This window comes from Paenibacillus sp. An7, assembly GCF_009870785.1.
GTDB lineage: Bacteria > Bacillota > Bacilli > Paenibacillales > Paenibacillaceae > Paenibacillus.
In genome coordinates, this window is the sequence record NZ_WTWX01000001.1 from 1 (window position 1) to 22,245 (window position 22,245).

Annotated in this window: 22 protein-coding genes; 5 read left to right on the top strand and 17 right to left on the bottom strand. The window is 40.4% G+C overall.

The genetic code is table 11. The features are described 5' to 3' along the window. Positions 1–492 precede the first annotated feature (492 nt). Positions 493–786, top strand: coding sequence for a stalk domain-containing protein (locus tag GQY27_RS21870; protein WP_268893000.1), 294 nt, complete (start codon positions 493–495; stop codon positions 784–786). A 600-nt stretch (positions 787–1,386) separates the two neighbouring features. Here GQY27_RS21870 and GQY27_RS00010 read toward each other — a convergent pair. From GQY27_RS00010 to GQY27_RS00050, 9 genes are all read right to left on the bottom strand, one after another. Continuing rightward, positions 1,387–2,655 carry a cytosine deaminase gene (locus GQY27_RS00010; RefSeq protein WP_160031478.1) on the bottom strand — a complete coding sequence of 423 codons (1,269 nt, stop codon included), beginning with the start codon at positions 2,653–2,655 and terminating at the stop codon, positions 1,387–1,389. Continuing rightward, positions 2,624–3,901, bottom strand: a complete 1,278-nt coding sequence (gene codB, locus GQY27_RS00015) for a cytosine permease (protein WP_160031479.1) — start codon at positions 3,899–3,901, stop codon at positions 2,624–2,626. Before codB ends, GQY27_RS00010 begins: the two co-directional genes overlap by 32 nt. Positions 3,902–4,436: 535 nt before the next feature. Continuing rightward, positions 4,437–5,408: a 3-oxoacyl-[acyl-carrier-protein] synthase III C-terminal domain-containing protein gene (locus tag GQY27_RS00020; protein WP_160031480.1), complete on the bottom strand. Its 972-nt coding sequence runs from the start codon at positions 5,406–5,408 to the stop codon at positions 4,437–4,439. Between the two features lie 14 nt (positions 5,409–5,422). Continuing rightward, entirely contained in the window at positions 5,423–5,782 is a 360-nt protein-coding gene (locus GQY27_RS00025) for a hypothetical protein (protein WP_160031481.1), read from the bottom strand. Between the two features lie 262 nt (positions 5,783–6,044). After that, complete coding sequence (locus GQY27_RS00030) at positions 6,045–7,268, bottom strand: RNA polymerase sigma factor (protein ID WP_160031482.1); 1,224 nt, start codon at positions 7,266–7,268, stop codon at positions 6,045–6,047. Positions 7,269–7,497: 229 nt separating this feature from the next. Further along, positions 7,498–8,145, bottom strand: a complete 648-nt coding sequence (locus GQY27_RS00035; protein ID WP_160031483.1) for an MBL fold metallo-hydrolase — start codon at positions 8,143–8,145, stop codon at positions 7,498–7,500. After that, positions 8,132–8,815, bottom strand: a complete 684-nt coding sequence (locus GQY27_RS00040) for a DsbA family oxidoreductase (protein ID WP_160031484.1) — start codon at positions 8,813–8,815, stop codon at positions 8,132–8,134. Before GQY27_RS00040 ends, GQY27_RS00035 begins: the two co-directional genes overlap by 14 nt. Positions 8,816–8,862: 47 nt before the next feature. Continuing rightward, a complete protein-coding gene (locus GQY27_RS00045) occupies positions 8,863–9,186 on the bottom strand; it encodes an ArsR/SmtB family transcription factor (RefSeq protein ID WP_160031485.1) in 324 nt (107 codons plus the stop codon). A 460-nt stretch (positions 9,187–9,646) separates the two neighbouring features. After that, a complete protein-coding gene (locus tag GQY27_RS00050; RefSeq protein ID WP_160031486.1) occupies positions 9,647–10,492 on the bottom strand; it encodes an aldo/keto reductase in 846 nt (281 codons plus the stop codon). Positions 10,493–10,637: 145 nt separating this feature from the next. On the opposite strand from GQY27_RS00050, the gene GQY27_RS00055 reads away from it, so the two are divergent. Further along, positions 10,638–10,901 carry a hypothetical protein gene (locus GQY27_RS00055; protein ID WP_160031487.1) on the top strand — a complete coding sequence of 88 codons (264 nt, stop codon included), beginning with the start codon at positions 10,638–10,640 and terminating at the stop codon, positions 10,899–10,901. A gap of 218 nt (positions 10,902–11,119) precedes the next feature. Here GQY27_RS00055 and GQY27_RS00060 read toward each other — a convergent pair whose 3' ends face one another. From GQY27_RS00060 to GQY27_RS00095, 8 genes are all read right to left on the bottom strand, one after another. Next, entirely contained in the window at positions 11,120–11,476 is a 357-nt protein-coding gene (locus tag GQY27_RS00060; RefSeq protein ID WP_160031488.1) for a DUF3221 domain-containing protein, read from the bottom strand. 192 nt (positions 11,477–11,668) lie between these two features. After that, positions 11,669–12,244, bottom strand: a complete 576-nt coding sequence (locus GQY27_RS00065; RefSeq protein WP_328802917.1) for an NUDIX hydrolase — start codon at positions 12,242–12,244, stop codon at positions 11,669–11,671. Between the two features lie 17 nt (positions 12,245–12,261). Then, a complete protein-coding gene (locus GQY27_RS00070) occupies positions 12,262–12,492 on the bottom strand; it encodes a hypothetical protein (protein WP_160031489.1) in 231 nt (76 codons plus the stop codon). Positions 12,493–12,504: 12 nt separating this feature from the next. Continuing rightward, a complete protein-coding gene (locus tag GQY27_RS00075) occupies positions 12,505–13,464 on the bottom strand; it encodes an ABC transporter substrate-binding protein (RefSeq protein WP_160031490.1) in 960 nt (319 codons plus the stop codon). Between the two features lie 199 nt (positions 13,465–13,663). After that, a complete protein-coding gene (gene yjfF / locus GQY27_RS00080; protein ID WP_160031491.1) occupies positions 13,664–14,632 on the bottom strand; it encodes a galactofuranose ABC transporter, permease protein YjfF in 969 nt (322 codons plus the stop codon). Next, entirely contained in the window at positions 14,622–15,662 is a 1,041-nt protein-coding gene (locus GQY27_RS00085) for an ABC transporter permease (protein WP_160031492.1), read from the bottom strand. The genes yjfF and GQY27_RS00085 overlap by 11 nt, the downstream gene beginning before the upstream one ends. A gap of 6 nt (positions 15,663–15,668) precedes the next feature. Beyond that, a complete protein-coding gene (locus tag GQY27_RS00090; RefSeq protein ID WP_160031493.1) occupies positions 15,669–17,180 on the bottom strand; it encodes a sugar ABC transporter ATP-binding protein in 1,512 nt (503 codons plus the stop codon). Between the two features lie 104 nt (positions 17,181–17,284). Continuing rightward, complete coding sequence (locus tag GQY27_RS00095) at positions 17,285–18,298, bottom strand: ABC transporter substrate-binding protein (protein WP_160031494.1); 1,014 nt, start codon at positions 18,296–18,298, stop codon at positions 17,285–17,287. A gap of 260 nt (positions 18,299–18,558) precedes the next feature. Here GQY27_RS00095 and GQY27_RS00100 point away from each other — a divergent pair, with 260 nt between their 5' ends. Genes GQY27_RS00100 through GQY27_RS00110 form a run of 3 tightly spaced genes read left to right on the top strand, consistent with a single transcriptional unit; the run spans position 18,559 to position 22,234 of the window. After that, the gene (locus tag GQY27_RS00100; protein WP_160031495.1) at positions 18,559–20,364 is read left to right on the top strand and encodes a sensor histidine kinase; all 1,806 of its coding nucleotides are present in this window, start codon (positions 18,559–18,561) and stop codon (positions 20,362–20,364) included. A gap of 11 nt (positions 20,365–20,375) precedes the next feature. Then, positions 20,376–21,962 (top strand): response regulator, encoded by a 1,587-nt coding sequence (locus GQY27_RS00105; RefSeq protein WP_268893005.1) that lies wholly within the window; start codon positions 20,376–20,378, stop codon positions 21,960–21,962. Further along, positions 21,959–22,234 carry a hypothetical protein gene (locus tag GQY27_RS00110; RefSeq protein ID WP_160031497.1) on the top strand — a complete coding sequence of 92 codons (276 nt, stop codon included), beginning with the start codon at positions 21,959–21,961 and terminating at the stop codon, positions 22,232–22,234. The genes GQY27_RS00105 and GQY27_RS00110 overlap by 4 nt, the downstream gene beginning before the upstream one ends. Positions 22,235–22,245 lie beyond the last annotated feature (11 nt).

Consider the following 22,245-nt stretch of genomic DNA (forward strand, 5'->3'; position numbering starts at 1 on the left):
AACGGTCGTGTTCGGGATGGGTACGTGTGGAACCCCTCCGCTATCGCCACCAAACATGCAGCTTAAAATCTATCAGAAAATCCATATGTTCTTCCCGTTTGCTTGGGTTCAACACCGAAGTGTGAATCAAGAAACAGACGTTTAGTTTTCGGAGTTTTCCGACCGGATTTATAATTTATCATATTTTTAAAACATATTCAACTGGTAGTATAAACTATCAATCGTAATGAGTTAAAAATGATAATTACAGCTCAAATTCACATTGCAATAGTCTCTTTCTTAAGAGGACATAAGTAATATATCATATTGAAAAGCGTTTTTCTAATTGAAAATTATCCCTTTTATACCTCTCAAAGATGTATTATCGTACACTCCAAATTTTATAATCTTTCATTTATTATCTTCCCCAAAAATGTGTCATACCGCTATGGTGAAACCAATTCATGTAACTACAATCCGTTTGTTAGCGTCTTTCATTATATAACTTTATAAATGGAGGCGATAAAAATAAAGAAGAAACTATTCATCTCACTTTTTGTGGTTGTTTTATCTTTTAGCATCGTGGTTAGTTTAGCTTTTGCTAAGGGGAACATTAAGATCGTGGTTAACGGTCAACAAGTTACTTCAGATGTAGCTCCTCAGATCGTCAATAACCGAGTAATGGTGCCTATAAGTTTGGTATCAAAGGCATTAGATGCGAATGTAGGTTGGAACCAAAATAATCAAACGGTTACGTCGATGAATATAAGGTTTTCCAGGTCTTTTATATTCAAAGTAACTCAGTGAAAATGCGAGTCGCTATGAATCCAAGTGTTTGCAACATGGTATGACTTGGTTTCTTTTTCAAAAAACAAGAAGTCCTTTTATTTACCAAATGATCGACTATGTAATTCTCTCTTCTTAGTTGTAAGAAAGGTTGTGGGAAGTTGAACAGGAAATTTTTATCGGGTTTTTTATTAAGTTTTGTTTATGTAATCGTTTTTTATTTTGGTGCATATGGCTTGATGTTAATTGGTATTATAGATGATGGTTTTTTTATATTAAATCATGTATTTGTTGGTTTTTATCAATGGCTTTACTTGGTGCCACTTATCATATTTCAAAAAAAGAGAAACAGAGTATTTACAGGTTACCTTATAGGTGGATTATGTGTAACTAGTTTAAACATCGCGTTAATTGTATGGATTTTTTTAGACCCCTCCAAATTCTTTTAAGTCAGCCATTAAAAAATAACATACCAGATAATGTAAAATTTATTATTACAAAAAACCCCTCTTGTATGCAGGTAGAGTTCGCGGTATGCGGTCTCTTTTCACCCTGTATACAATGTGGGGCTTTAAAGTTAATGAAGCAAGCATTGCTTGATACATTGCTTGCTTCATCTAATTATTTATTGAAAGTGACTTTCTCCAAACCATTCTCAAGAATGATTGACGTGTCCCTAGGTTTTGTTTCGGCAATTTTGCGGCCGCCTCTGAATGAATAAAGCACTGCAGCTTGTTTACGGATCGCCTCATACTCATTCTCTGCTTCAAGAACGATGAAGTTCGCAGGTTTACCTTCTTCAATACCGTATATATCCTCGATATGCAGGGTTCTTGCACTATTTTTCGTAATAAGATCTATGGAGTTTACGATTTGATCGTAACCAAGTAGCTGAGAAGCATGGATACCCATGTGCAGTACTTGAAGCATGTTGCCTGTACCAAGCGGATACCATGGATCAAAGATATCATCGTGTCCGAAGCACACATTAAGACCGGCTTCTTGCAATTCTTTGACGCGAGTCAGCCCTCTTCTTTTCGGATACGTGTCGAAACGTCCTTGCAAGTGGATGTTGACTAGCGGATTGGATACGAAATTCAGATCCGCCATCTTAAGTAGTCTGAACAATTTATAAGTGTAAGCATCATTATAAGATCCCATCGCCGTCGTGTGACTTGCTGTTGTACGGGAACCTAAGCCACGTTCGTAAGCTTCTTTAGCTACGACTTCTAAGAAACGGGATTGTTCGTCATCAATTTCATCGCAGTGAATATCGATAAGACGGTCATATTTTTCAGCGAGGTCAAAAGCAACCTTCATTGAATCCACGCCATATTCTCTCGTAAATTCGAAATGAGGGATACCGCCGACCACGTCAACGCCCATCTTCAGCGCCTCTTCCATTAGTTCCACGCCGTTCGGGTAGGAGTGAATACCTTCCTGTGGAAATGCAACAAGCTGGATGTCAACATATGGTGCCATTTCTTCTTTCACTTCGAGCATCGCTTTAACAGCAGTGAGGCTTGGATCGGTCACATCTACATGCGTCCGTACATGCTGAATGCCTTGTGCGACCTGCCATTTCAGTGCTGTTTTTGAACGTGTTTTAACGTCTTCATGTGTCAGGAATGCCTTACGTTCAGACCAACGCTGAATACCTTCAAACAATGTCCCGCTCAAATTCCATTCGGGTTCGCCTGCTGTTAACGTTGTATCCAGATGAATATGAGGTTCAATGAATGGCGGCAGCACAAGGGCACCGCTCACGTCAAGGACTTCCTCATTCGCTGTCGTGTCCAAAGATTGCGTGATTTGCTCAAACTTCCCGTCTTTCACGACAATATTCCATAATCCTTCTTTACCCCGCAATTTTGCGTTCTGTATAATCATTTAAATTCCCCATTTCTTTGGATTCTTTTGCAGGAACGACCAGCATTAAAACGATATAAGCTACTGCCGTACCGATTAGTGCATTTAGTGGTGTAATTCCTGGGGCCAGCTGAGCAAAAGCTACACCGATTGCCCATGCAACCATCGCTACCCAGTTTACATTTTTGAATGTCATTTCGGCAAATGGCTTATAGTTTCTACGCTTCACAACGAAGTAGTCTGCAATAATGATAGCCCCGATCGAAGGAATTGCTGCGCCGAGCACATTCAGGAAACCAACAAAGTTGTTATACATCCACATAGCAAATACGGTACCCACGATGCCGTTAACAATAACGAAGAACTTTTTCGAAATTTTAGTGATATTCGCAAAACCCAGCCCGGAAGCGTAAAGGGCATTATCGTTCGTCGTCCAGATATTCAGCCCCAAAACGATGATCGCTGGAACGATCAACCCTTGCAGAAACATAACTTCAGAGATATCTGAAAGGTTATACGCCATTGCTCCAACTGCTCCGAACAGGAACATAAGTGAGTTACCTAAGAAGAAGGAAATAACGGTAGCCGTAACTGCCTGTTTAGATGATTGAGAAAAACGCGCAAAGTCTGGCGTCAACGTACCGCCGCTAATGAATGATCCAATACAAATTGTTAGTGCCGCTGCCACGGTAATCGACTCAGTCGGCATGTAATCTAACAAGCCCTGAAAACCGCCCAGCGTATTTACTCCTTCAAATACAGAGTAACCGCCAAGAATCGCGATAGCGGGAACTGCAATATACCCAAGAATAACGAGTGACTTGATGCCGAAAATGGCTGTTGCTGTCATTGCTAAACCAAATATGAAAATCAACAGATACACGTTCCAATCCATCGCTTTAGCAACGGGAACAGCGAACATAGCCACACCAACACCGAACCATCCTACCTGTGTAAAACCAAGCAAGAACGAAGGCAGGTATGAACCTTTCCCGCCAAACGAATACTTGGCCAATAAGTGTGTGGAAAGACCTGTTTTAGCAGCAATATGTGCCAGCGCTCCGGTATAAATGCCTAGAATCAAGTTACCCCCAAGCACAATTCCCATGAACTGCATAAACGTCAAACTGACTCCAAGCGTCCCTCCTGCCAGCATGCTAGCCGAGAAGAAAGTGAACGCCAACATTACTGAAAACGTCTTTCTAAAATTGTTTCTTTGCGTTTTTGGCACCTCTTGCCATGAAAACTCTTGATCGTGTTTACTCATCAGAATACCTCCAAGTTAAAGTCTCCTGATACCAAAAAGCAGAAAAAAGAGGCTACTCGTCAAGTTTCAAACTGACAAGTAGCCTCTTTTTTTCACATCATAATCCGCGCGAAGATGCAGAGCATCCTCCTGACGGACTATGCCCTGACTCTCGCGTGATTATAAAATCCGCTGCCCTTGTCAGCCTCTCTGGACTGAATTAAAGGTACCAGTATTCAATTACATTCTATTATTTTTGAAATCTACTAGAATGTCAATGGTATTATTATCCATTAAATATTTTGAAATATGCATTTCTAAATAGAAGGAGCAAAAAAGGAATTAACTCGTTATTAGATGAGATGGAGATACTATCTAACTATGAATCGTCAAAGTAAAAAGATTACTAATGGAATCAATAATTTTTTACATGGAAGTTGTGAGAGTTGCACAACAAAGAGGCTCACGCTGATTCGGAGAGCCTCTTGTTCTGCTATTTTCATTTGCTTTTTAACGTAAAAGAACGACTAATAACATAAAATAACTGCTGCACTTTTTATAATCTTGCTAATAATCCACAGGAAGTAAAACCTGCTCCAACCGACCACATGATGTGGTGATCCCCTTGCTTAAGCTTACCATCTTCGATTGCATGATACAGAGCAAGGAATGGGCTTGTTGTTCCCGTATAAGCATATTTATTACCTACGTAAGTAAACTTTGATGAATCTTCTTCTAATGCTTCAACTAAGTAAGCTATCTTTGTCGAAAGGATCTGTGAGATTGAATAATGGGTGATGGCATCTTTGGTAAGACCATGATCTTTTGTAAGATCATTTATTACAGCGGGTGCCTTAGCAAACATACTATCTACTTTATAGGAATCGGACACTCTTGTTTGAATTACTTTTGAATTCTTAAATCCATGCTCAGGTAATACTAAATCTTCCGGTCTTTCAGAATGGGTAATATAAGAAGAATCAATTAAACCGTACCCATCTTCTTCTACTCTTTCTAGAATAACAGCACATGCAGCGTCACCGCTTAAACCTATATGTACCAAGTTTTCAGGCTTATAAAAGTTGCCTACTTGCTCAGATCCAACGATAAGCGCGTATTTCATTTTTGGATTATGTAACATTGCTCTACTTACTTGATCATATGACACAACCATACCTGCACAATTCGCGTTCTGATCATAGATAGCACATTGATCTTTACCACCAATTGCTTTATGAACAAAAGCTGCATCGGTAGGTATATTGTATTCGTGAGTACCAGACGATATGGTTATCAGATCTAACTGCTCACCACTCATATTTGCTGCTTGCAGTACTTTTTTAGCTGCTTCAATCGCCATCGTTACGGTGGTTTCTTGTCCATCTGCTAGATATCTTTTATCTCTTCCTAAATGAGACCACATCCCAAGAAGTCTTTCTCGATCAGGTGAAGAAGAAGCCACTTCTTCATTCGTATATGAGTTCTCTGGATGATACACCGCAATCTGTTTTAATCTAACACTGGGCAATCAAAACACACTCCTTATAATCCTAGAATTGCTTTAGCTTCTTCCGTTGTTTTTACAAACTGACCTGTAAACCCTTCTACTTTTTTAGCTGTATTATGAAGCTGAATGTTAACAATTGTTTTCTTAGCTTCTACCATAATGCATCTTCCAAATTTAGAGTAGATCTCATAACACTCTGCTAAAACCGGTAGAATCTCTTGTTTAAATACTGCTAGATTTGTAGAATCAATAACAATTGTTTGAGTTGCAATGTGTGGACCTAAAGTAGCTTTCAAGTCAGCAACCTTCTGATTGGTTAACTCTAAACTGGCAAACCCTTCTAGATCTATCCAAATAATATTACCTTCATTATAAAACTTTGTAGTTGCTTCCATTTTTAACATCTCCTTTTGATTTTTTCTAATATGAGATATCGCTGACGGGCTTTTCTTAGCCTACCTCCTTAAAAAAAGAACTTTTTTCAATATTTGGTCATACAGAGAGGTTATCGGCATTTTTTAGTTTAAAGTGAAGATATTGTATGTAAAATTGAAAATTATGTATTCTACAAACTGATTAATGGATGAGCATGAGGGACTTTCTTTATTTTTCACAGCAAAAAAGCCTGGCTCATAACCAGGCTCAAGGTTACTAAAATTACGGTTTGATATATTCTACCCACTGCTTATACAGTTCCGGCTTGGTACACTTAAAAATCCCTTCAAAATCATGAGGATTTCGGATTACCTTGTTTAACGCATCTATTCCGTACCGATCCATCACAAATTCCACCATCATATAAGAAAATTGAAATCCTTTCATCGTTTCAAAGTCCCAGGTATCGTTATCTAAATCATCAAAAGAAGGGATCGCCAAATTGCGAATGGCATCTTCCGTTGAACTTTTTATATAGTCTTTGGTCATCTGCTTGGCCTCGTATCCGCCTATTCCCTGTCTGATCCATTTGGGAGCTGCAGGATTAATATCTTCGATTAACCACATGGTAAATAAATGAACAGCCCCTTTTAAAATAGACTCATAGGTATGATCAGGTCCAGGGTTTAGGGGAGAAACTATTTTCAGAATATGACCTTCATACGTTCCCATAAACCAATCCGGTGCATCTGGTTCGCCGACTGCATGATGGAATGCTTGCAGGTCGGGATAGATTTCAATAACGATTTTACGAGAAGGTTGGTGATTGTACTTGCTTGTCACTCGTTCCACATTTATCTTTAATTCATCAAATAAGTCTTGATGTACCTTATTTAGACGTTCGTTTGTACCTTGACTGTCACCCTTATTAACAATGGAAATCATATCTTGAATAGACATGATGGCAATGTCCCCCCATTCATTCAATTCTTTTCTTAATTTTTCTAAAGCTCGGTATAATCGGTTCTTCACTGCACTCTCGCGCAGTCCAACGATTTTAGATATTTCAGATAAGGTGCAATCTACAAAAAAACGCAGTGCAATAATTTCCTGGTCAAGCTCACTCAGTTTTCTTAACGCAGAACTAATATCAATTCGAATATCCACATGTTTCGTAAATTCAAGAGAGATGGACTGCGATTCATAATCTGTAAAATCAAATGGTGATTCTTTTTGCCGTGATAACCTGCGATATTCGTTCTTCACTGTATTTTGAGCAATCTTAAAGATCCAAGTGAACAAATGAGCGTTGCCTTTAAACCGGTGAAAGTTCTCAACCGCTTTTAAAAATACCTGTTGTGTCAAGTCATCTGCAGCCATCGGATTCACTTTCAGTGCGAAATATTTGCGTATTCTCTCACGATACTGCTCATACGTGTGATCGAAACTTGTATTGCGATCCTTTTCATCCGGATAAACAGAAGTGTTGTCATGAGCTCCTGACATGGTGTGAACCTCCTCTTGATTTACATTTAATTAGACACCGGCGGGAGCCAAAAAGCCACGTATAGACAAAAGATTAATTGTAACTGGTAAGAATAGTCTCAGCACCAGGTAAAAAGCGACGGTGGATTCAATACCTTATAGATCTCGTTGAACAATATTTCCACTTCGAATTTCATAAAGAACAAAAGACATATCTCCTGTACTCGACAGAAAATATGTCTTTTAATTTTTATAAACCGTATCTTTTTTTCTCATCACCAACCGTTGTTTTATCCGTATGACCATTATATAAAACAACTTCATCAGGTAAGGATAGAATCATATTCAAACTTTTCATCAGATCCCGTTCATTTCCACCTTCATATTGTGTAGATCCTATATTACCTTTAAAGATGGTATCACCAACAAACGCTGCTTTATCCTGTGCATTATAATACATAACTTGATCCATCGCATGACCGGGTGTATGTGTCATCGTTACTTTAAAATCTGAATTAGCTGACAGTTCAAATACTTCACCTGACTGTACATAATTCACATCATCAACAATGACATGTCGATTGCATAAAGCTGATAAGTTCATTCTCGCATTTTGCACATATTTATGCCCAAGTTCGTGCATGTAAACAGGAATATTCAATTCATTTCTAATTTTATCAACTGCACCTATGTGATCAAAATGACCATGTGTTAGTAGTATTTTTTCGATATGATAATCATTGGATTTTATTACACGTAATATTTTTTCGGCCTCAGCACCGGGATCAAATAAAAATCCATGTTTCGTTTCCTGATCTATATATAAAAATGCATTTGTTGAAAACACATCTTTTACCGTTAATTGGTGTACGATGCTTTGATTATTAATAACATCCATCGATACCACAGCTCATTCCTGATAAATCATTGTTCTGAATATCATCTTGTATTGCTTCTTTTAAGGCGTTTTTAAATGTTTCTACATTCTGAGCACCATTCAAAGTGAATTTTCCATTAATAAAAAAGAAAGGTACGGCTTGGATTCCCATTGAATACGCCTGCGATTCATCTTTACGTACATCACTTTCGAATTCATTGGAATTCAGAACTTTTTCTACTTCATTTTCATCTAGTCCGTTTTTCACAGCGATTTTTTTCAGTGCATTTTTATCACTTAACTCTAAATTATCTGTGAAATAGGCTTTGAATAAATCTTCTACAATTGTTTTGTTCCCTTGTTTTTCTGCATAATGTGTTAAGCGATGAGCATCCATCGTGTTTGTATATTGTGTAGTGGAATATCTAAAATCAATTCCTTCTTCTTTACCCAACTGTTCGATCTGTCTAATTCTTTCAGCCGCCATGGCATTAGATAAACGATATTTTTTTGCGAAACGATCTTCTGTACTAGATACGACTTTGTAACTCGCATTAGGATCTAATTCGAAACTTCTCATTTCAATATTTACTTGATCTTTAATTCCTAGATCATTCATTGCTTTTTCCAATCTTTCTTTTCCGATATAACAGTAAGGGCATGCATAATCTGACCATATTTCAATTTTCACGATTAGTACCTCTTTCTCTTTCATTTATTCGTGTTGTTTCTAAAATTCTATAGCTTGGTTCCTATAAAGTTTGCTAACTCATGTATGAGTCGCTCATTACGTTTATAGTACGTCCACTTTCCGATGCGAGTAGCTTCCACCAAGCCTGCACGTTGTAAAGTTGCTAAATATTGAGATGTTGTAGACTGATTCATTCCCAGCTTATCTCTAATCTGACTTACACAGACTCCTACTTCATTCATTTCCTCTATCCCTTGTCGCTGTGTATCAAAATGTGTTGTGGGATCTTTTAACCAGTATAGTATTTTCAGTCTCGCTTCATTAGATAATGCTTTAAATAACTCAACCTGATCAAATTGAATATTCGTCATATCTTCACCTCAATATCTTTTACACATATCATCATATCACAATATTCCGATATGTAAATGCGTAAGCTCATGGTTATTTATTCCTTTCAGAGCTTTGGTATTATTTTGTAATGTCATAAACGAAAATTTATCGTTACACAGTCTTAGCAAAAGCTTTTAACGAATTTCATGTATGTCAAAACAAACATGGCGATCTTTCCCTCGGTTGAATAATCGAGAAAAGATCGCCGCCAAGAAAACACATCTATTTTATAGTGTCTACACGAAGTAGCGATGATCCATTTTGTCGTCTTCTCTACTTGTTAAAGTATCGTTCCCAATTAGCTTAACAAGTATGAAGCTGATCAACAATATTTTACTAATTGATTGGTTTGAGTCTCTTACCGTGCGGTTTGATAAAGGACTGTTGGACTTTGGTGTATTAATTCAACCAGCCGATGTATCAAAGTTTCATATGGATTTATAGCGGAAAGTAGTTTTCAATTTGATCTAGATCTTCTTTATCTAATTCCCAATCTAGGGCTTTTAAATTGTCATCAATATGCTTTTTGTTAACTGCCTTTGGTATGGTAACTATACTTTCCTGTCTTAATATCCAATTCATCGCAACCTGGTATGCCGTTTTATCATATTTGCTCCCGATGGTATCCAGTATCTTTCTTTCCGGTGAATTGAATTGAGGAAAACCTTTCATACCAAATTTATGTGGCGCAAAACCAAATGGTGAATATCCCATTATGGTTATGCCATTGTCTTTAGAAAACGGTAAAATATCCTTCTCTATTCTTCTATCGTGTAAATGGTAAGCTAATTGATTACATACTAACGGGATGCTGCCTAGGTGGTATTGGGCCTCTTGCATTAATTGGATAGTAAAGTTACTTACCCCAATATATCTGACAATACCCTTATTAACTAGTTCGGCCATAGCTTCCATCGTCTCCGCAACATCATAGTGCTGGCTTGGCCAATGCTGTAAATACAAATCAATATAGTCTGTTTTTAAGCGATCTAAGCTTGCTTCTGCTGCTCCAAGGACACCTTTATAAGAACAATTATTCGCTGACACTTTAGTGACTAGGAATACGTCGCTTCTGATATCATGAATTGCTTGTCCAACAATTTTCTCAGCTCCTCCATTGCCATATTCTTCAGCAGTATCAATTAAATTAACTCCATTTCTAATACCATAACGCAGTGCCTCTACCTCATCTTTTTCTTTTCTCCTATCTTCACCATATTTCCATGTTCCCTGACCAATAACCGGAATATCCACTCCCGTATTACCTAGTTTACGATGCTGCATCTAATAATCCTCCCCTTTCACCCTCTATTTTCATTATATAAGCGACTTAAGTTGATAGAATTTTGAAAACAGGTTTTCTCTTTGTAACTTTTTTAATAGTATTACGTCTACATATTTTAAGTATCTGAAGGAAGGATGTAAGAAGTTGAAGACTAAAAAGAAGTGGTATGTACTATCGGGTAGTCTTGTTCTGGGATTAGCGCTTGGAGATCAAGTACTCCATTCTATACAACTCGATACCGGAGATGTGTTAACAGTAACTAAAAATACAATGTTTTTTCACCAGTCAAGTGATGTCAAACGAACAGAATCCGGTTTTGATGTATTACAAGAAGGGCTTGAAGTCGAAGCATGGAGTAGACAAGTCAATAATCATATGTTTGAAGCAGTTGAAATAACAGTGAAATAGAAGATCAATAAAAACGAAACTTAATAACCTACATCAATGTGTTGAAATGGGGCCTGAAGTAATGTCTTCACCTAAACTTAAAGCAAAGTTGATCTATTTAGGTATAATCGTAATTGTTTTTATCAGATCGATAAGGGGCGGAATTTACCCTGCTTTTTTCCCCGTTCAAACAACTATCATCCGCCCGTTAATTTAACAGCGACACCACAATCGTCTTATCAGTCCTTAAGTCTTTCTATCTGACCAGCTATAATTTGCGGGGGATCGGACTGCATTACAGCATATTCACCTTTGTCATTCGTTTTTGGGGTTACATTGACTTTTTCACCTATCTCAAGCTCGTTATAGAGCTGGGTATCCTCGACAATATAAGTGATTAATTCGATATTATTCTTTTTGAGCTCAGTAAAGGTCTTACTTTCAGAATCTTTCTGTGTAATATTCTTCGCTACTAAGATACTTTGGTCTTCCTTCGAAATAATATAATCCGCCTTAGTGGCTTCGAGCGACGCATTGCAACCGCTAAATATACATATGGCAAGTGCTAAGGCTACTCCTATAACTAACTTTCTCATTATTTCAACTCCTTCGCGTAAAATCCTCTACTTTTTTAGACGAAGATGGAATAGATTTGTTACGGAAACTACCCGTATGATTAACGAAAAATAGAGCTGCTGCCAACCGGCAAACGGTTCTATGCTGTTTCTGCACTACTATTCTGTTTGTAAAAGATTCATAAAAAAAGTGGATATATTGCTCTTTAACAATTAAACATGCCTTTGCAGCTTGATACTACATTCTGAGGTTGTCGTGGTGACATACTCCATATAATTTACAGAGCCGTTAAAGTTTAAATAAGCTTCATAACGCATGCGGATAGCAGGTAAAGTAATGAAATCCAAAACATCTTCCTTTGGAACCCACCTGCAATCGCTCGTTTCATCGGAAATCGCTAACTCTCCACCCACCACTTTGCACACGAAATCAAACATAACCTTCGTAGGAACATCAGTCACACCGTCATACCATTTATGGATCGCTGTATTAGAAACAATGCTAACTACATGGCTAACCGTCGCGTCTATTCCACTTTCCTCTTTGATTTCACGAATCACGCCATCTATCAGATTTTCTCCAACTTCTGTTATCCCACCAGGATACACCCAACCATCGTCATGGGCTTTTACTAAAAGGATATTTCCATTTCCATCTTCTACAATTGCGCCAGCCGATACAATATGTTGGGCAAGGGAAATCGAACGTGCTGAAACAACGAGGTCTAGAAATGGCGTTTCCGACCCGGGGTGCCAGTTAGGAATGAAATAAGAACTTGCATAGATCATGCTGTTGGTATCCTGTGTCAAAAATCCGATGGTATCGAATGAGGAGATAGCAGTATAACTCCGTCAAGTGAAATACGAGCATCTAATAAACTACTGAGATCTCTTTTTAAACGATTATTTAGATCATCTTCAGGAATAAAAGCTTTTACATCGGGTTCAATAGTAGAGTAGCGTTCATAACAATTTGTTAAGTGGTCTGTTAACGAAAATTCACTTCTGTCTGCTAATGTCGCTCTATTAAGAAACATTCATATCCCCCCTTAATATGTGCGATTCCCTACTTCCATTGCCGCCAGTTCCTGAGGAAAAATATCTTCCGGAGGTACCATCCGTTTTGGAAGAGTACGTCCCGACATAATCTCTTGGGCAGCCTGCATCAATAAAGGACCCAGAAATGGATTGCATTCAACGACTGCATTTATATTTCCAACAATCATTTGTTCAAAAGCCCGCCGCGTCCCATCAACAGAAATAATAATAAGATCTGTGCCTGGTTTCAGCCCAGCTTCCTGAATCGCTTTGACTGCGCCAATAGCCATGTCATCATTATGGGAAAATAACACTTGCGGCCATTCTTCATCAGGCAGCCTCAGAAATTCCCGCATGACTTTGTATCCCCCAGCCGTTGTAAAATCTGCAGACTCTGTCAGCGTAATTTTAAAGGCATCCTGCCCCTTAATCATTTCCCTAAACCCCCGTCCACGGTCAATCGAAGGCGTTGACCCCGTTGTACCCTGGAGTTCGACAATTTTTATTCGTCCTGAATGGTTACGCATTTTGTCCAGCATATATTTAGCGGCCTTTACCCCTTCTTCAAAAAAATCTGAACCAATGCAGGTTACATATAGGGAGTGGTCTTTGACATTAACAGCTCGATCAAGAATGATGACAGGAATACCTGCCTGCTTGGCTTCCCTGAGAATATCATCCCAACCCGTCTGTACGACAGGCGCGATTGCGATGATATCTACTTTGCTCTCTATAAACGAACGGATTGCTTCCACCTGGTTTTCTTGAGATTGCTGAGCATTTTTCATAATTAAAGTGATACCAGCCTCACGGGCTGCCGCTTTGATCGAATTCGTATTTGCAGCTCTCCAGGTACTCTCTGAACCTAACTGGGAGAAACCAATTACAATGGGTTTGGCTGCAGGCAGCTCTGCAGATGGATTATTAATATTTGTCGGAATTTCCGCTGGCGCAATCGAAGGCTGGGCCATCCTATCTCCTGTTTGAAAACAACCAGTTAACAACAAAAAAATGAGGCATATCAGCCATTTCACCACTGTTACTAGCACCCCCTATCTATCAATGATAGCGATTACATACAAATACAAAAAAACACCGGATAACCAGAACTGGGTCAGAACTGGATTCCCGATGTTAATTGTATCAGCATTTCTAACGTATGGACAGCAATTACTGCTTTAAAACCGCACGTCTTTCACTGAGTATTCGCTGAAACAGAATAAAGACGAAAAGAAGCAAGCCGATAACGATTTTCGTCCACCATGAACTGAGCGTGCCATCAAAGCTAATGAGGGTTTGGATTACTCCCTGAATCAGAACACCAAAGAAAGTTCCAAGGACATAACCGACCCCTCCAGTAAGTAAAATCCCACCAATGACGACCGCAGCAATTGTGTCCAGCTCAAATCCCACGGCATGCAGCCCATATCCTGACAACATATAGAACGTAAACACAACTCCGGCTAATGCAGAACAGAATCCGCTAAACGTGTAGACTAGTACTTTCGTTCGCACTACCGGAAGCCCCATGAGGAGTGCTGATTGCTCGTTCCCTCCAAGAGCGTACACATTGCGGCCAAACCGAGTATAGTGTGCGATAAAGATTGCAGCGGCTGTAACAATCAAAGCAATAATAGCGCTAATTGAAATAAAGCTTCCCCCTGGGAGTGTGATTTTCGTCTGAGCAACCGTGGTATAGAAGGCATTATCAATTGTTATCGTATCAATACTGATTACATAGCATAATCCACGAGCCAAGAACATCCCTGCTAAAGTCACAATAAACGGTTGAATTTTAAAATAATGAATGATAGCTCCCATTCCGGAACCGAATAGGGCACCCATAACCAGTACTAGCGGAATAACGATTGCAGGAGACCACCCCTGCTGCTGAATTAAGCTCGCTGACACCATTGTCGTGAGCGCAATCATTGAACCGACAGACAAATCAATCCCACCTGAGAGGATGACAAAGGACATACCAACAGCCGTGATCAGCAGAAAAGCATTATCTACAAATAGATTCAACAGCACTTGCAGAGAGAAAAAGCCAGTATATAGAAAAGATCCTGCAACGAACATGATCAGAAACAACGTTATCGTTACAATAATGGGAATGTATTTGCTTTTAAGATACATGGCGTGAAATCTCCTTCTCTCCTGGATAATGCCGCGTTTTCCAGCGCAAGGCAATGGCGGATCGGAAAGCAGGTGACTGAACTAAACAGACCATAAGAACTACGAAAGCTTTCACAACTAACGTAATCTCCGGCGGAACGCCAATCATATAGATCGTTGTAGTCAGCGTTTGAATAATCAAGGCGCCTACAACCGTTCCGAGCAAATAGAATCGTCCTCCGTTAAGTGAAGTTCCGCCGATTACGACTGCAAGAATTGCATCAAGTTCATACCATAATCCAGCGTTATTGCCATCTGCGCTAGATACGTTTGAACTTAACAGCAATCCAGCTATGCCGGCACACAATCCGCAAAACATATAAACAGATATGATGACCGAGTGGGCTCGAATACCAGACATCAGACTCGCTACCGGGTTACAGCCCACTGATTCGATGAACAGCCCAAGTGCAGTCTTACGTGTGAGCAGTGCTGCAATTACGAGAACAGTAGCAACTACAAAGATGGAGAATGGTAAAGTAGCAAGGGAACCAGAACCGATGTAGGAGTATTTTTCACTAGTTACGGTGATAATCTGCCCTCCCGTAATGAGTTGAGCTATTCCCCGCCCAGCCACCATAAGAATCAAAGTGGCAATGATCGGCTGAATTCCAACTGCGGATACCAGCACCCCATTCCATATACCTAGAATTAGAGATAGTCCCACTGACATAAGCACCGACAACAGGATCAAGGAGAGCATATTCTGATCCGAAGCTTTACTGATAGAAAGACAGGAAATAGCACCTGATATCGCCACGATCGATCCGACAGACAAATCAATCCCTCTCGTAGCCACTACAAGCGTCATCCCAATCGCTACCAAGATCAGAGGGGCTCCAAAGTTGAGAATATCGATCAGACTGCCGTATAAATGTCCGTTTTGCAGTGTAATTGAAAAGAAATCAGGAGAATAAATAAAATTAAATAGCATTAGTGCAGCCAGTACGCACAGCGGCCAGAATAAATGATGTTTATAAATGGTTTTCATATGACCTCAACTCCCTGCTATCGCCTGCATGATTGTATGCTGGTTCATATCCTTATCTGAAATTTCCGTTACGATATGTCGGTCACGCAGCACAGCGATTCGGTCGCTGACGCGTATTACCTCTTCGAGCTCTGAAGAAATAAACACAAAAGACATTCCTTCACGTGAAAGTGACAATACCAGCTTCTGAATTTCTGCTTTTGCACCAATATCAATTCCTCGGGTCGGTTCGTCCAGTATTAACAAATTTGGCTCCGTCAAAAGCCATCTGGCGAGTAATACCTTTTGCTGATTTCCTCCACTTAAATTCTTGATCAGATGATCAGGATTTGGTGGATTAATATTTAGAATACGGATATATTCATTTACAATCTCGTCCTGCCGCTTGCGGGATATTGTCTTGAGCCAGCCCTGTTTAGCCTGCAAAGCCAAAACAATGTTTTCCCTGATCGTTAGGTCTCCAATAATGCCTTCCGTCTTTCGATTCTCTGAACAAAAGGCAATCTGCCGATGAATAGCATCACGCGGTGAATGTATGGTTTCTCCTCCATCTGCAAACTTCAGCTTACCGGTATCAGCCTTATCTGCTCCGAACAGTAACCGCGCTGCTTCGGTGCGGCCAGAACCCAAAAGGCCTGCAAGGCCAACCACTTCTCCCTCATTGATTGTCAGATTAAATGGCTCAATTGCTCCCTTTCGACCAAGACCCTCCGCTCTCAGGAGCTCCTCGTTTGGTTTATCTTTATTCGTTTCTGTCAGAACAGGCAGTTCTTCCAACAAATTCAGCTCTTTACCGATCATCTTCAAAACAAGATCAAGTCTTGTTAACTCTTCTGCTAGATATTCACCTACAAATTCACCATTCCTGAGAATAGTCACCCGGTCCGAAATCTCATACATTTGATCCAAGAAATGAGTAACAAAAAGAATAGCAAGGCCGTCACTTTTCAACTTTCTCAAGACAAGGAATAATTGCTCGACCTCATTTTTGTCTAGACTTGAGGTTGGTTCGTCCAGGATCAGAACTTTAGCAGATATATTCAATGCTCTGGCAATCGCAATCAGCTGCTGAACAGCCACTGAATACATGTATAAAGGCTGATCTACGTCTATATCCAGATTCAGGCGATCTTTCAGTAGCTTCTCTGCCTTTCGGTTCATTTCTTTCCATAAAATTCGGCCTAATTTACGCGGTTCTCGCCCAATAAAAATGTTCTCAGCCACTGTTAGATTGGGACATAGATTAACTTCCTGGTACACCGTACTGATTCCGGCCGCCTGTGACTCTAATGGACTGTGAATATTTATTGGGTTACCTTCCATCTCTACAGTCCCCTCATCGATGGAGTACACTCCGGTCAGCACTTTAATCAACGTGGATTTTCCTGCACCATTCTCACCCATCAGCGCATGAACCTCTCCTGGAAAAAGGCGGAGACTTACATCGGTAAGCGCTTTGATTCCTGGAAAGCGTTTATGTATGTTGTTCATTTGCAATAAGGGGGTAGCATCACTCATTACTTCATCCACTCCTTGGCTTAGAAAACTACTACCACTCCGCTGGCTAAGAAGGGGGCGGAGTGGCGTTGTAAACCATTTTTTCTTGAAATACTAAGTTAGGTTTAATATTGACGGTTCGGCAGAGCTTCCTTAGCTTGTTCAGAGGTAAACGTCGTTTCTTCCGTTACAATACGGGCTTCAACCGATTTAACATCGACCACATCTTGAACCACCTTCATTAACTGAGGTCCGAGCAACGGGTTACACTCAACGATGAAGTTGATTTTTCCTTCACTGGCAGCCTGCATTCCGTCCTTAACCGCATCAACTGAGATAATTATAATATCTTCCCCAGGCTTTAGCCCTGCAGCTTCAATAGCTTGAATGGCACCAAGCGCCATATCATCGTTATGTGCATATAAAACATCAATATCTTTATGGGCTTTCAGAAAAGCTTGCATAACTTCTTTCCCCTTAGCCCGTGTAAAATCGCCCGTTTGCGAAGCAATAATCTTAAGATTCGGATTGCTCGAGATCACTTCTTTGAATCCTTGCATCCGGTCATTTGCAGGAGCAGAACCTGTTGTTCCTTGCAGTTCAACGATATTAATATCTTCAGCTGCGTCCTTATATTGTTCAGTCAGCCATTGACCAGCTTTTCGTCCCTCTTCTACAAAATCTGATCCGAGGAATGTAACATACAGCGAAGTATCCTTTGAATCGACTGCCCGGTCAGTTAAGATGACGGGAATTCCTGCATCTTTGGCTTCTTTAAGTACCGTATCCCACCCGGATTCCACGACTGGTGAGAAAGAAATGACATCCACTTTTTGCTGGATAAATGAACGGAGAGCTTTGATTTGGTTCTCCTGTTTCTGCTGTGCATCCGAGAACTTTAAGGTGTATCCTGCCTCTTTTGCAGAATCCTGAATTGATTTTGTGTTTGCGCTGCGCCAGCCGCTTTCTGCTCCAACTTGAGAGAAACCGAGCGTGATGCTTTTCGTTGATTTGGTTCCGGAATTGCCACCAGCGTTCTCCTCTGCAGCACCTCCGCTGTTATTGCTGCTGCAAGCTCCAAGCATCAACATGGACAAGGTTAACGATAACACCAAACTTATTTTTCCAAATCTCTTCATAACTGTTGTTCTCCCCCTCATCAATCACCATTCCCTGGCGTTGCCTAATTATAAACCGCTTACAAAACAACATGATATGGACTGTCTTATGCGTTTGTTTCCTAATTTTTCGATTTTCATCACAATCTTGTTTTTCGTAGTGTGATTTTTTAATTAAAAAGTATAATATTTGGTTGCGCTTACTTTTTCTTCTTTCGAATAGATCATAGTTGGTATACACTATAAGTGGTTAGAACCATATCCCCTGAGAGGAACTGCTGATGAGGATGAAGCGATGGATTTCGTCAAGCCTAAGGACAAAACTGCTGGCTTTGTTTATTGTCCTCACCACCATACCGCTAATGACGGTGGGAATGATTTCATATCAGAAATCCTACCATTCAGTTGCAAGCCACAGTAAAGCATCCACTATGCTCCAAGCTGAAATGCTAGGGACCAATATCGATAATTTGTTTATAGATACCGAGAGGCTTCTGGAACTAAGCAATAACCCCAAGGTTATCCATTTTCTCCAATCACCGTCAGAGACTTATCAGGAAGCAAAAGATATTCTTCGGACTTTTTCTCTTTACCGAGACACATACAAATACGAAAGCGTACTCAATATTAGCTTGATTAATCTTTATGGAAAAGGAATCAGCGAACGCAGAGGGATTTTTCAGTCCAATACGAATCCACTGCGGAATCAACATTTTCAGACGCTTGCTGAGAACCCTGATTCCGTGCTGCGAATTCCATCCGCGCAAATGAACAGCCTTGATCAAATCGATGGTTTTACTTATGAAGATCGGGGAGTCATTTCGATTATGGCAGCAGTTAAGCAAAAAATTACCCATGAAGTCATTGGGTTTATTACAGTGGATTTAGACGATTCGTTTATTAAGACGTTCTGCGATCAGGTAAAGATCGGCAAGACGGGATTTTTTTATATTCTGGATCAGCATAACAATCCGATTTTTGTCCCTCCCATAGGGAACGATGACAGGAACATCATTCAAAATACGCCCCTTCCTTTTCCAGATCAGTCTAGTAGAGACGGATATGTACTGCGAACGGGCGGTCAACCGCGTTTTATCGTACATACTGCTTCTCTTGCTACAGGCTGGACGATTATCGGTATCGCTCCGCTGCAAGAGATCGTTGCCGAAGCTAATAGCATCAGGCAGCTGATCATACTTAGCGTAGTGCTCAGTATCGTATTTGCAATTACGCTTCATTACTTGCTGACCAAGCGGCTAACCCGGCCTATCCAGCTTCTTCAGCATAAAATGAGGCTTACTGCAAGCGGATATCTTGAAGCTAAAGTTAAACCGGTTGGAACAGATGAAATTGCGGATCTCGGGCAAAGCTTCAACATAATGGTGGAGAAGATAAAAGAACTTTTGGAACAAAGTATACGGAAACAACAGCAGCTGCAAAAAGCAGAACTGCGAACACTGCAAGCTCAAATTAATCCTCACTTTTTATACAACACACTGGATTCAATTATCTGGATGGCCGAAGCGGGCAAAAACGAGGGAGTAATCCAGCTGGTGAAAGCTTTATCTGACCTGTTCAGGATCAGCTTAAATAAGGGACGAGACTGGGTAATGATTCGCACTGAATTAGCCCACGCCAACAGCTATCTGATTATTCAACAGATGCGATACCGGGATATACTCGACTATCGGATCGACATCGATCCTGAACTTTTAGATTATCCGATTTTAAACATGACTCTTCAGCCGCTGATAGAAAATGCCTTGTATCATGGAATTAAAAATAAAAGAGGAAAGGGCCTTATTGTCATTGGAGGTCATTTGGAATTATCAGCCGTTATTCTTACTATTACTGACAATGGGATAGGAATTCCACCAGATCGACTAGCAATGCTAAGACATCAGCTCGAACAACCCCTCCAGTCTGAGGAAGAAGAACCCGCCGAAGGAGGTTTCGGACTGCAGAATGTACATCAACGATTGCGGCTTTATTTCGGCTGTGAATACGGAGTTGAACTTGAAAGTACCGCAGGTGCCGGTACGACCATATTTGTACGAATACCTAAAAATAAAAACAGGGGGAACTGACGATAAAGAAAATTGTACTCGTCGACGATGAAATTTTGATTCGTGAGAGCATCAGGGATTCTATCGATTGGAGTAAGGAAGGTTTCTTATATTGCGGTGATGCTCCTGACGGAGAGTTAGCACTGCCGCTCATTGAAGAACAAGTACCAGATATTCTAATCACCGATATTAAAATGCCTTTTATGAATGGTCTCGAGCTGGCTTCCGTAGTTAGACAAAGATTTCCTGACATCAAAATCATCATCTTAAGCGGCCATGATGATTTCCATTATGCCCAAACCGCCCTTCGGCTTGGGGCCGAGGATTACTGCCTGAAACCAGTTAGCGCCGCGGAACTACTCCAGTTGCTGAATGCGGTCAGTACCAGGATTGATGAAGAGAATCGATTGAAACAGAAGAATATGTATAGTCCTGATAAGCTATATGCCGACCTTTGCGGAGGACTAATTGGTACAGGAGCCGCGATCGAAGCAGCTGCTGAGCTGAATCTGCAGCTTATCGCTCCTTATTACGCTGTCGTTATCTTATCTATTGTTCCATCCATCTTGGACGAATCGAGTCTTGTACATTCTAAGATTCAAGCGGCAGAGTTAGTTGTAATGAATACACTAATTGAGTACCCCGAGCTTTATTACTTTAGACGCAGCCGTACAGAAACGGTTATTATTCTAAAGGACAGCCTCCCGGATCAAATATCAACTAGAATTGATCTTCTGATCCAAGTACTGGAACAACGAAGTATTCATCTTAACTTGCAACTGTCCATCAGCTGCGGAAGTGTCCACGAACGCCTTCAAGGCATTCATCTTTCCTTCCAAGAGGCCGAAGATGACCGAATGATCAAGAAGCTGTCAAAGCAGAACAAAGCAGCTCTGATTGAGTCCTCAATCGACCAGACACCAGGCAGTGTGCCGCTTGACCGCTACAGTCTAATTGAGTTTCTTAAGGTAGGTAATCCTCAAGAAGCGCCCTCTTTTATTCGTCAGCTTGGGACCGGCCTTCATCAGATCAGTTTTAATTCAATGTATGCCTACTACCTGATCAACGATATCACCTTGGAATTAGTCCAGACCGCAAAGTTAACGTTCCGCACAGAAGGAAATCAAGCAGAAATGATACATGAGTTGCAAAAGGAAATTCGGAACATTTCAAATGTGGAAGAATGTCTTCGTTATTTACTTGGAGTATATGAACAGCTATGGGTCTGGCGGTCTAAAGGGTCTGATAAGTATGGAGAGTTAATTGAAAAAGTCAAACTCTATATTCGTCAGAATTATCACAATGACCAGCTCTCCCTTCATGAAACTTCAAGACAGATAGGAGTAAGCTCAAGCCACCTCAGCAAAGTATTCAGCCAAGAAACCGGACAGACCATGACAGAGTACTTAACCGCCACGCGGATTGGCAAAGCGAAAGTATTACTTAAAACAACTCGCTGCAAAACCTTCGAGATTGCTTTTCAAGTAGGTTACAGTGATCAACATTACTTCTCTAACCTGTTCAAGAAAGTAACCGGAATGACACCAATCGAATATCGCAAACATGGACTTGATGGTGAGTCAGTTGAGATCACTGCGAAAGAGGGAGATCGCTTGTGAATTTCCGATTCAAAGCCGTTCAGACGCTGACGTTACTAATCGGAATCTCATTTATTCTCTGTGGATGTATGGAGTCTCGTACTACAATGGAGACATGGAATCAGAATCAAGAGGTTCTTTCGCTCCCTTCAAAAAACGATCCTGAACTAACCTTTGGCATCATCTATCCTATGGTAAACGGCACATACGAGATGATTACGGAAAATGCAGAATCCTCAGCCAGCGATTATAACATTAAACTGATCGTTCAAGCGCCAGATGAAGCAACTTAGAGCAACAGATT

Coding starts and splice junctions, on each gene's coding strand:
- GQY27_RS21870 (WP_268893000.1), top strand. CDS start 493: ATGGAGGCGATAAAAATAAAGAAGAAACTATTCATCTCACTTTTTGTG.
- GQY27_RS00010 (WP_160031478.1), bottom strand. CDS start 2,655: ATGATTATACAGAACGCAAAATTGCGGGGTAAAGAAGGATTATGGAAT.
- codB (WP_160031479.1), bottom strand. CDS start 3,901: ATGAGTAAACACGATCAAGAGTTTTCATGGCAAGAGGTGCCAAAAACG.
- GQY27_RS00025 (WP_160031481.1), bottom strand. CDS start 5,782: ATGGAAGCAACTACAAAGTTTTATAATGAAGGTAATATTATTTGGATA.
- GQY27_RS00030 (WP_160031482.1), bottom strand. CDS start 7,268: ATGTCAGGAGCTCATGACAACACTTCTGTTTATCCGGATGAAAAGGAT.
- GQY27_RS00035 (WP_160031483.1), bottom strand. CDS start 8,145: ATGGATGTTATTAATAATCAAAGCATCGTACACCAATTAACGGTAAAA.
- GQY27_RS00045 (WP_160031485.1), bottom strand. CDS start 9,186: ATGACGAATATTCAATTTGATCAGGTTGAGTTATTTAAAGCATTATCT.
- GQY27_RS00050 (WP_160031486.1), bottom strand. CDS start 10,492: ATGCAGCATCGTAAACTAGGTAATACGGGAGTGGATATTCCGGTTATT.
- GQY27_RS00060 (WP_160031488.1), bottom strand. CDS start 11,476: ATGAGAAAGTTAGTTATAGGAGTAGCCTTAGCACTTGCCATATGTATA.
- GQY27_RS00065 (WP_328802917.1), bottom strand. CDS start 12,244: ATGATCTATGCAAGTTCTTATTTCATTCCTAACTGGCACCCCGGGTCG.
- GQY27_RS00070 (WP_160031489.1), bottom strand. CDS start 12,492: ATGTTTCTTAATAGAGCGACATTAGCAGACAGAAGTGAATTTTCGTTA.
- GQY27_RS00075 (WP_160031490.1), bottom strand. CDS start 13,464: ATGGCCCAGCCTTCGATTGCGCCAGCGGAAATTCCGACAAATATTAAT.
- yjfF (WP_160031491.1), bottom strand. CDS start 14,632: ATGTATCTTAAAAGCAAATACATTCCCATTATTGTAACGATAACGTTG.
- GQY27_RS00085 (WP_160031492.1), bottom strand. CDS start 15,662: ATGAAAACCATTTATAAACATCATTTATTCTGGCCGCTGTGCGTACTG.
- GQY27_RS00090 (WP_160031493.1), bottom strand. CDS start 17,180: ATGAGTGATGCTACCCCCTTATTGCAAATGAACAACATACATAAACGC.
- GQY27_RS00095 (WP_160031494.1), bottom strand. CDS start 18,298: ATGAAGAGATTTGGAAAAATAAGTTTGGTGTTATCGTTAACCTTGTCC.
- GQY27_RS00100 (WP_160031495.1), top strand. CDS start 18,559: ATGAGGATGAAGCGATGGATTTCGTCAAGCCTAAGGACAAAACTGCTG.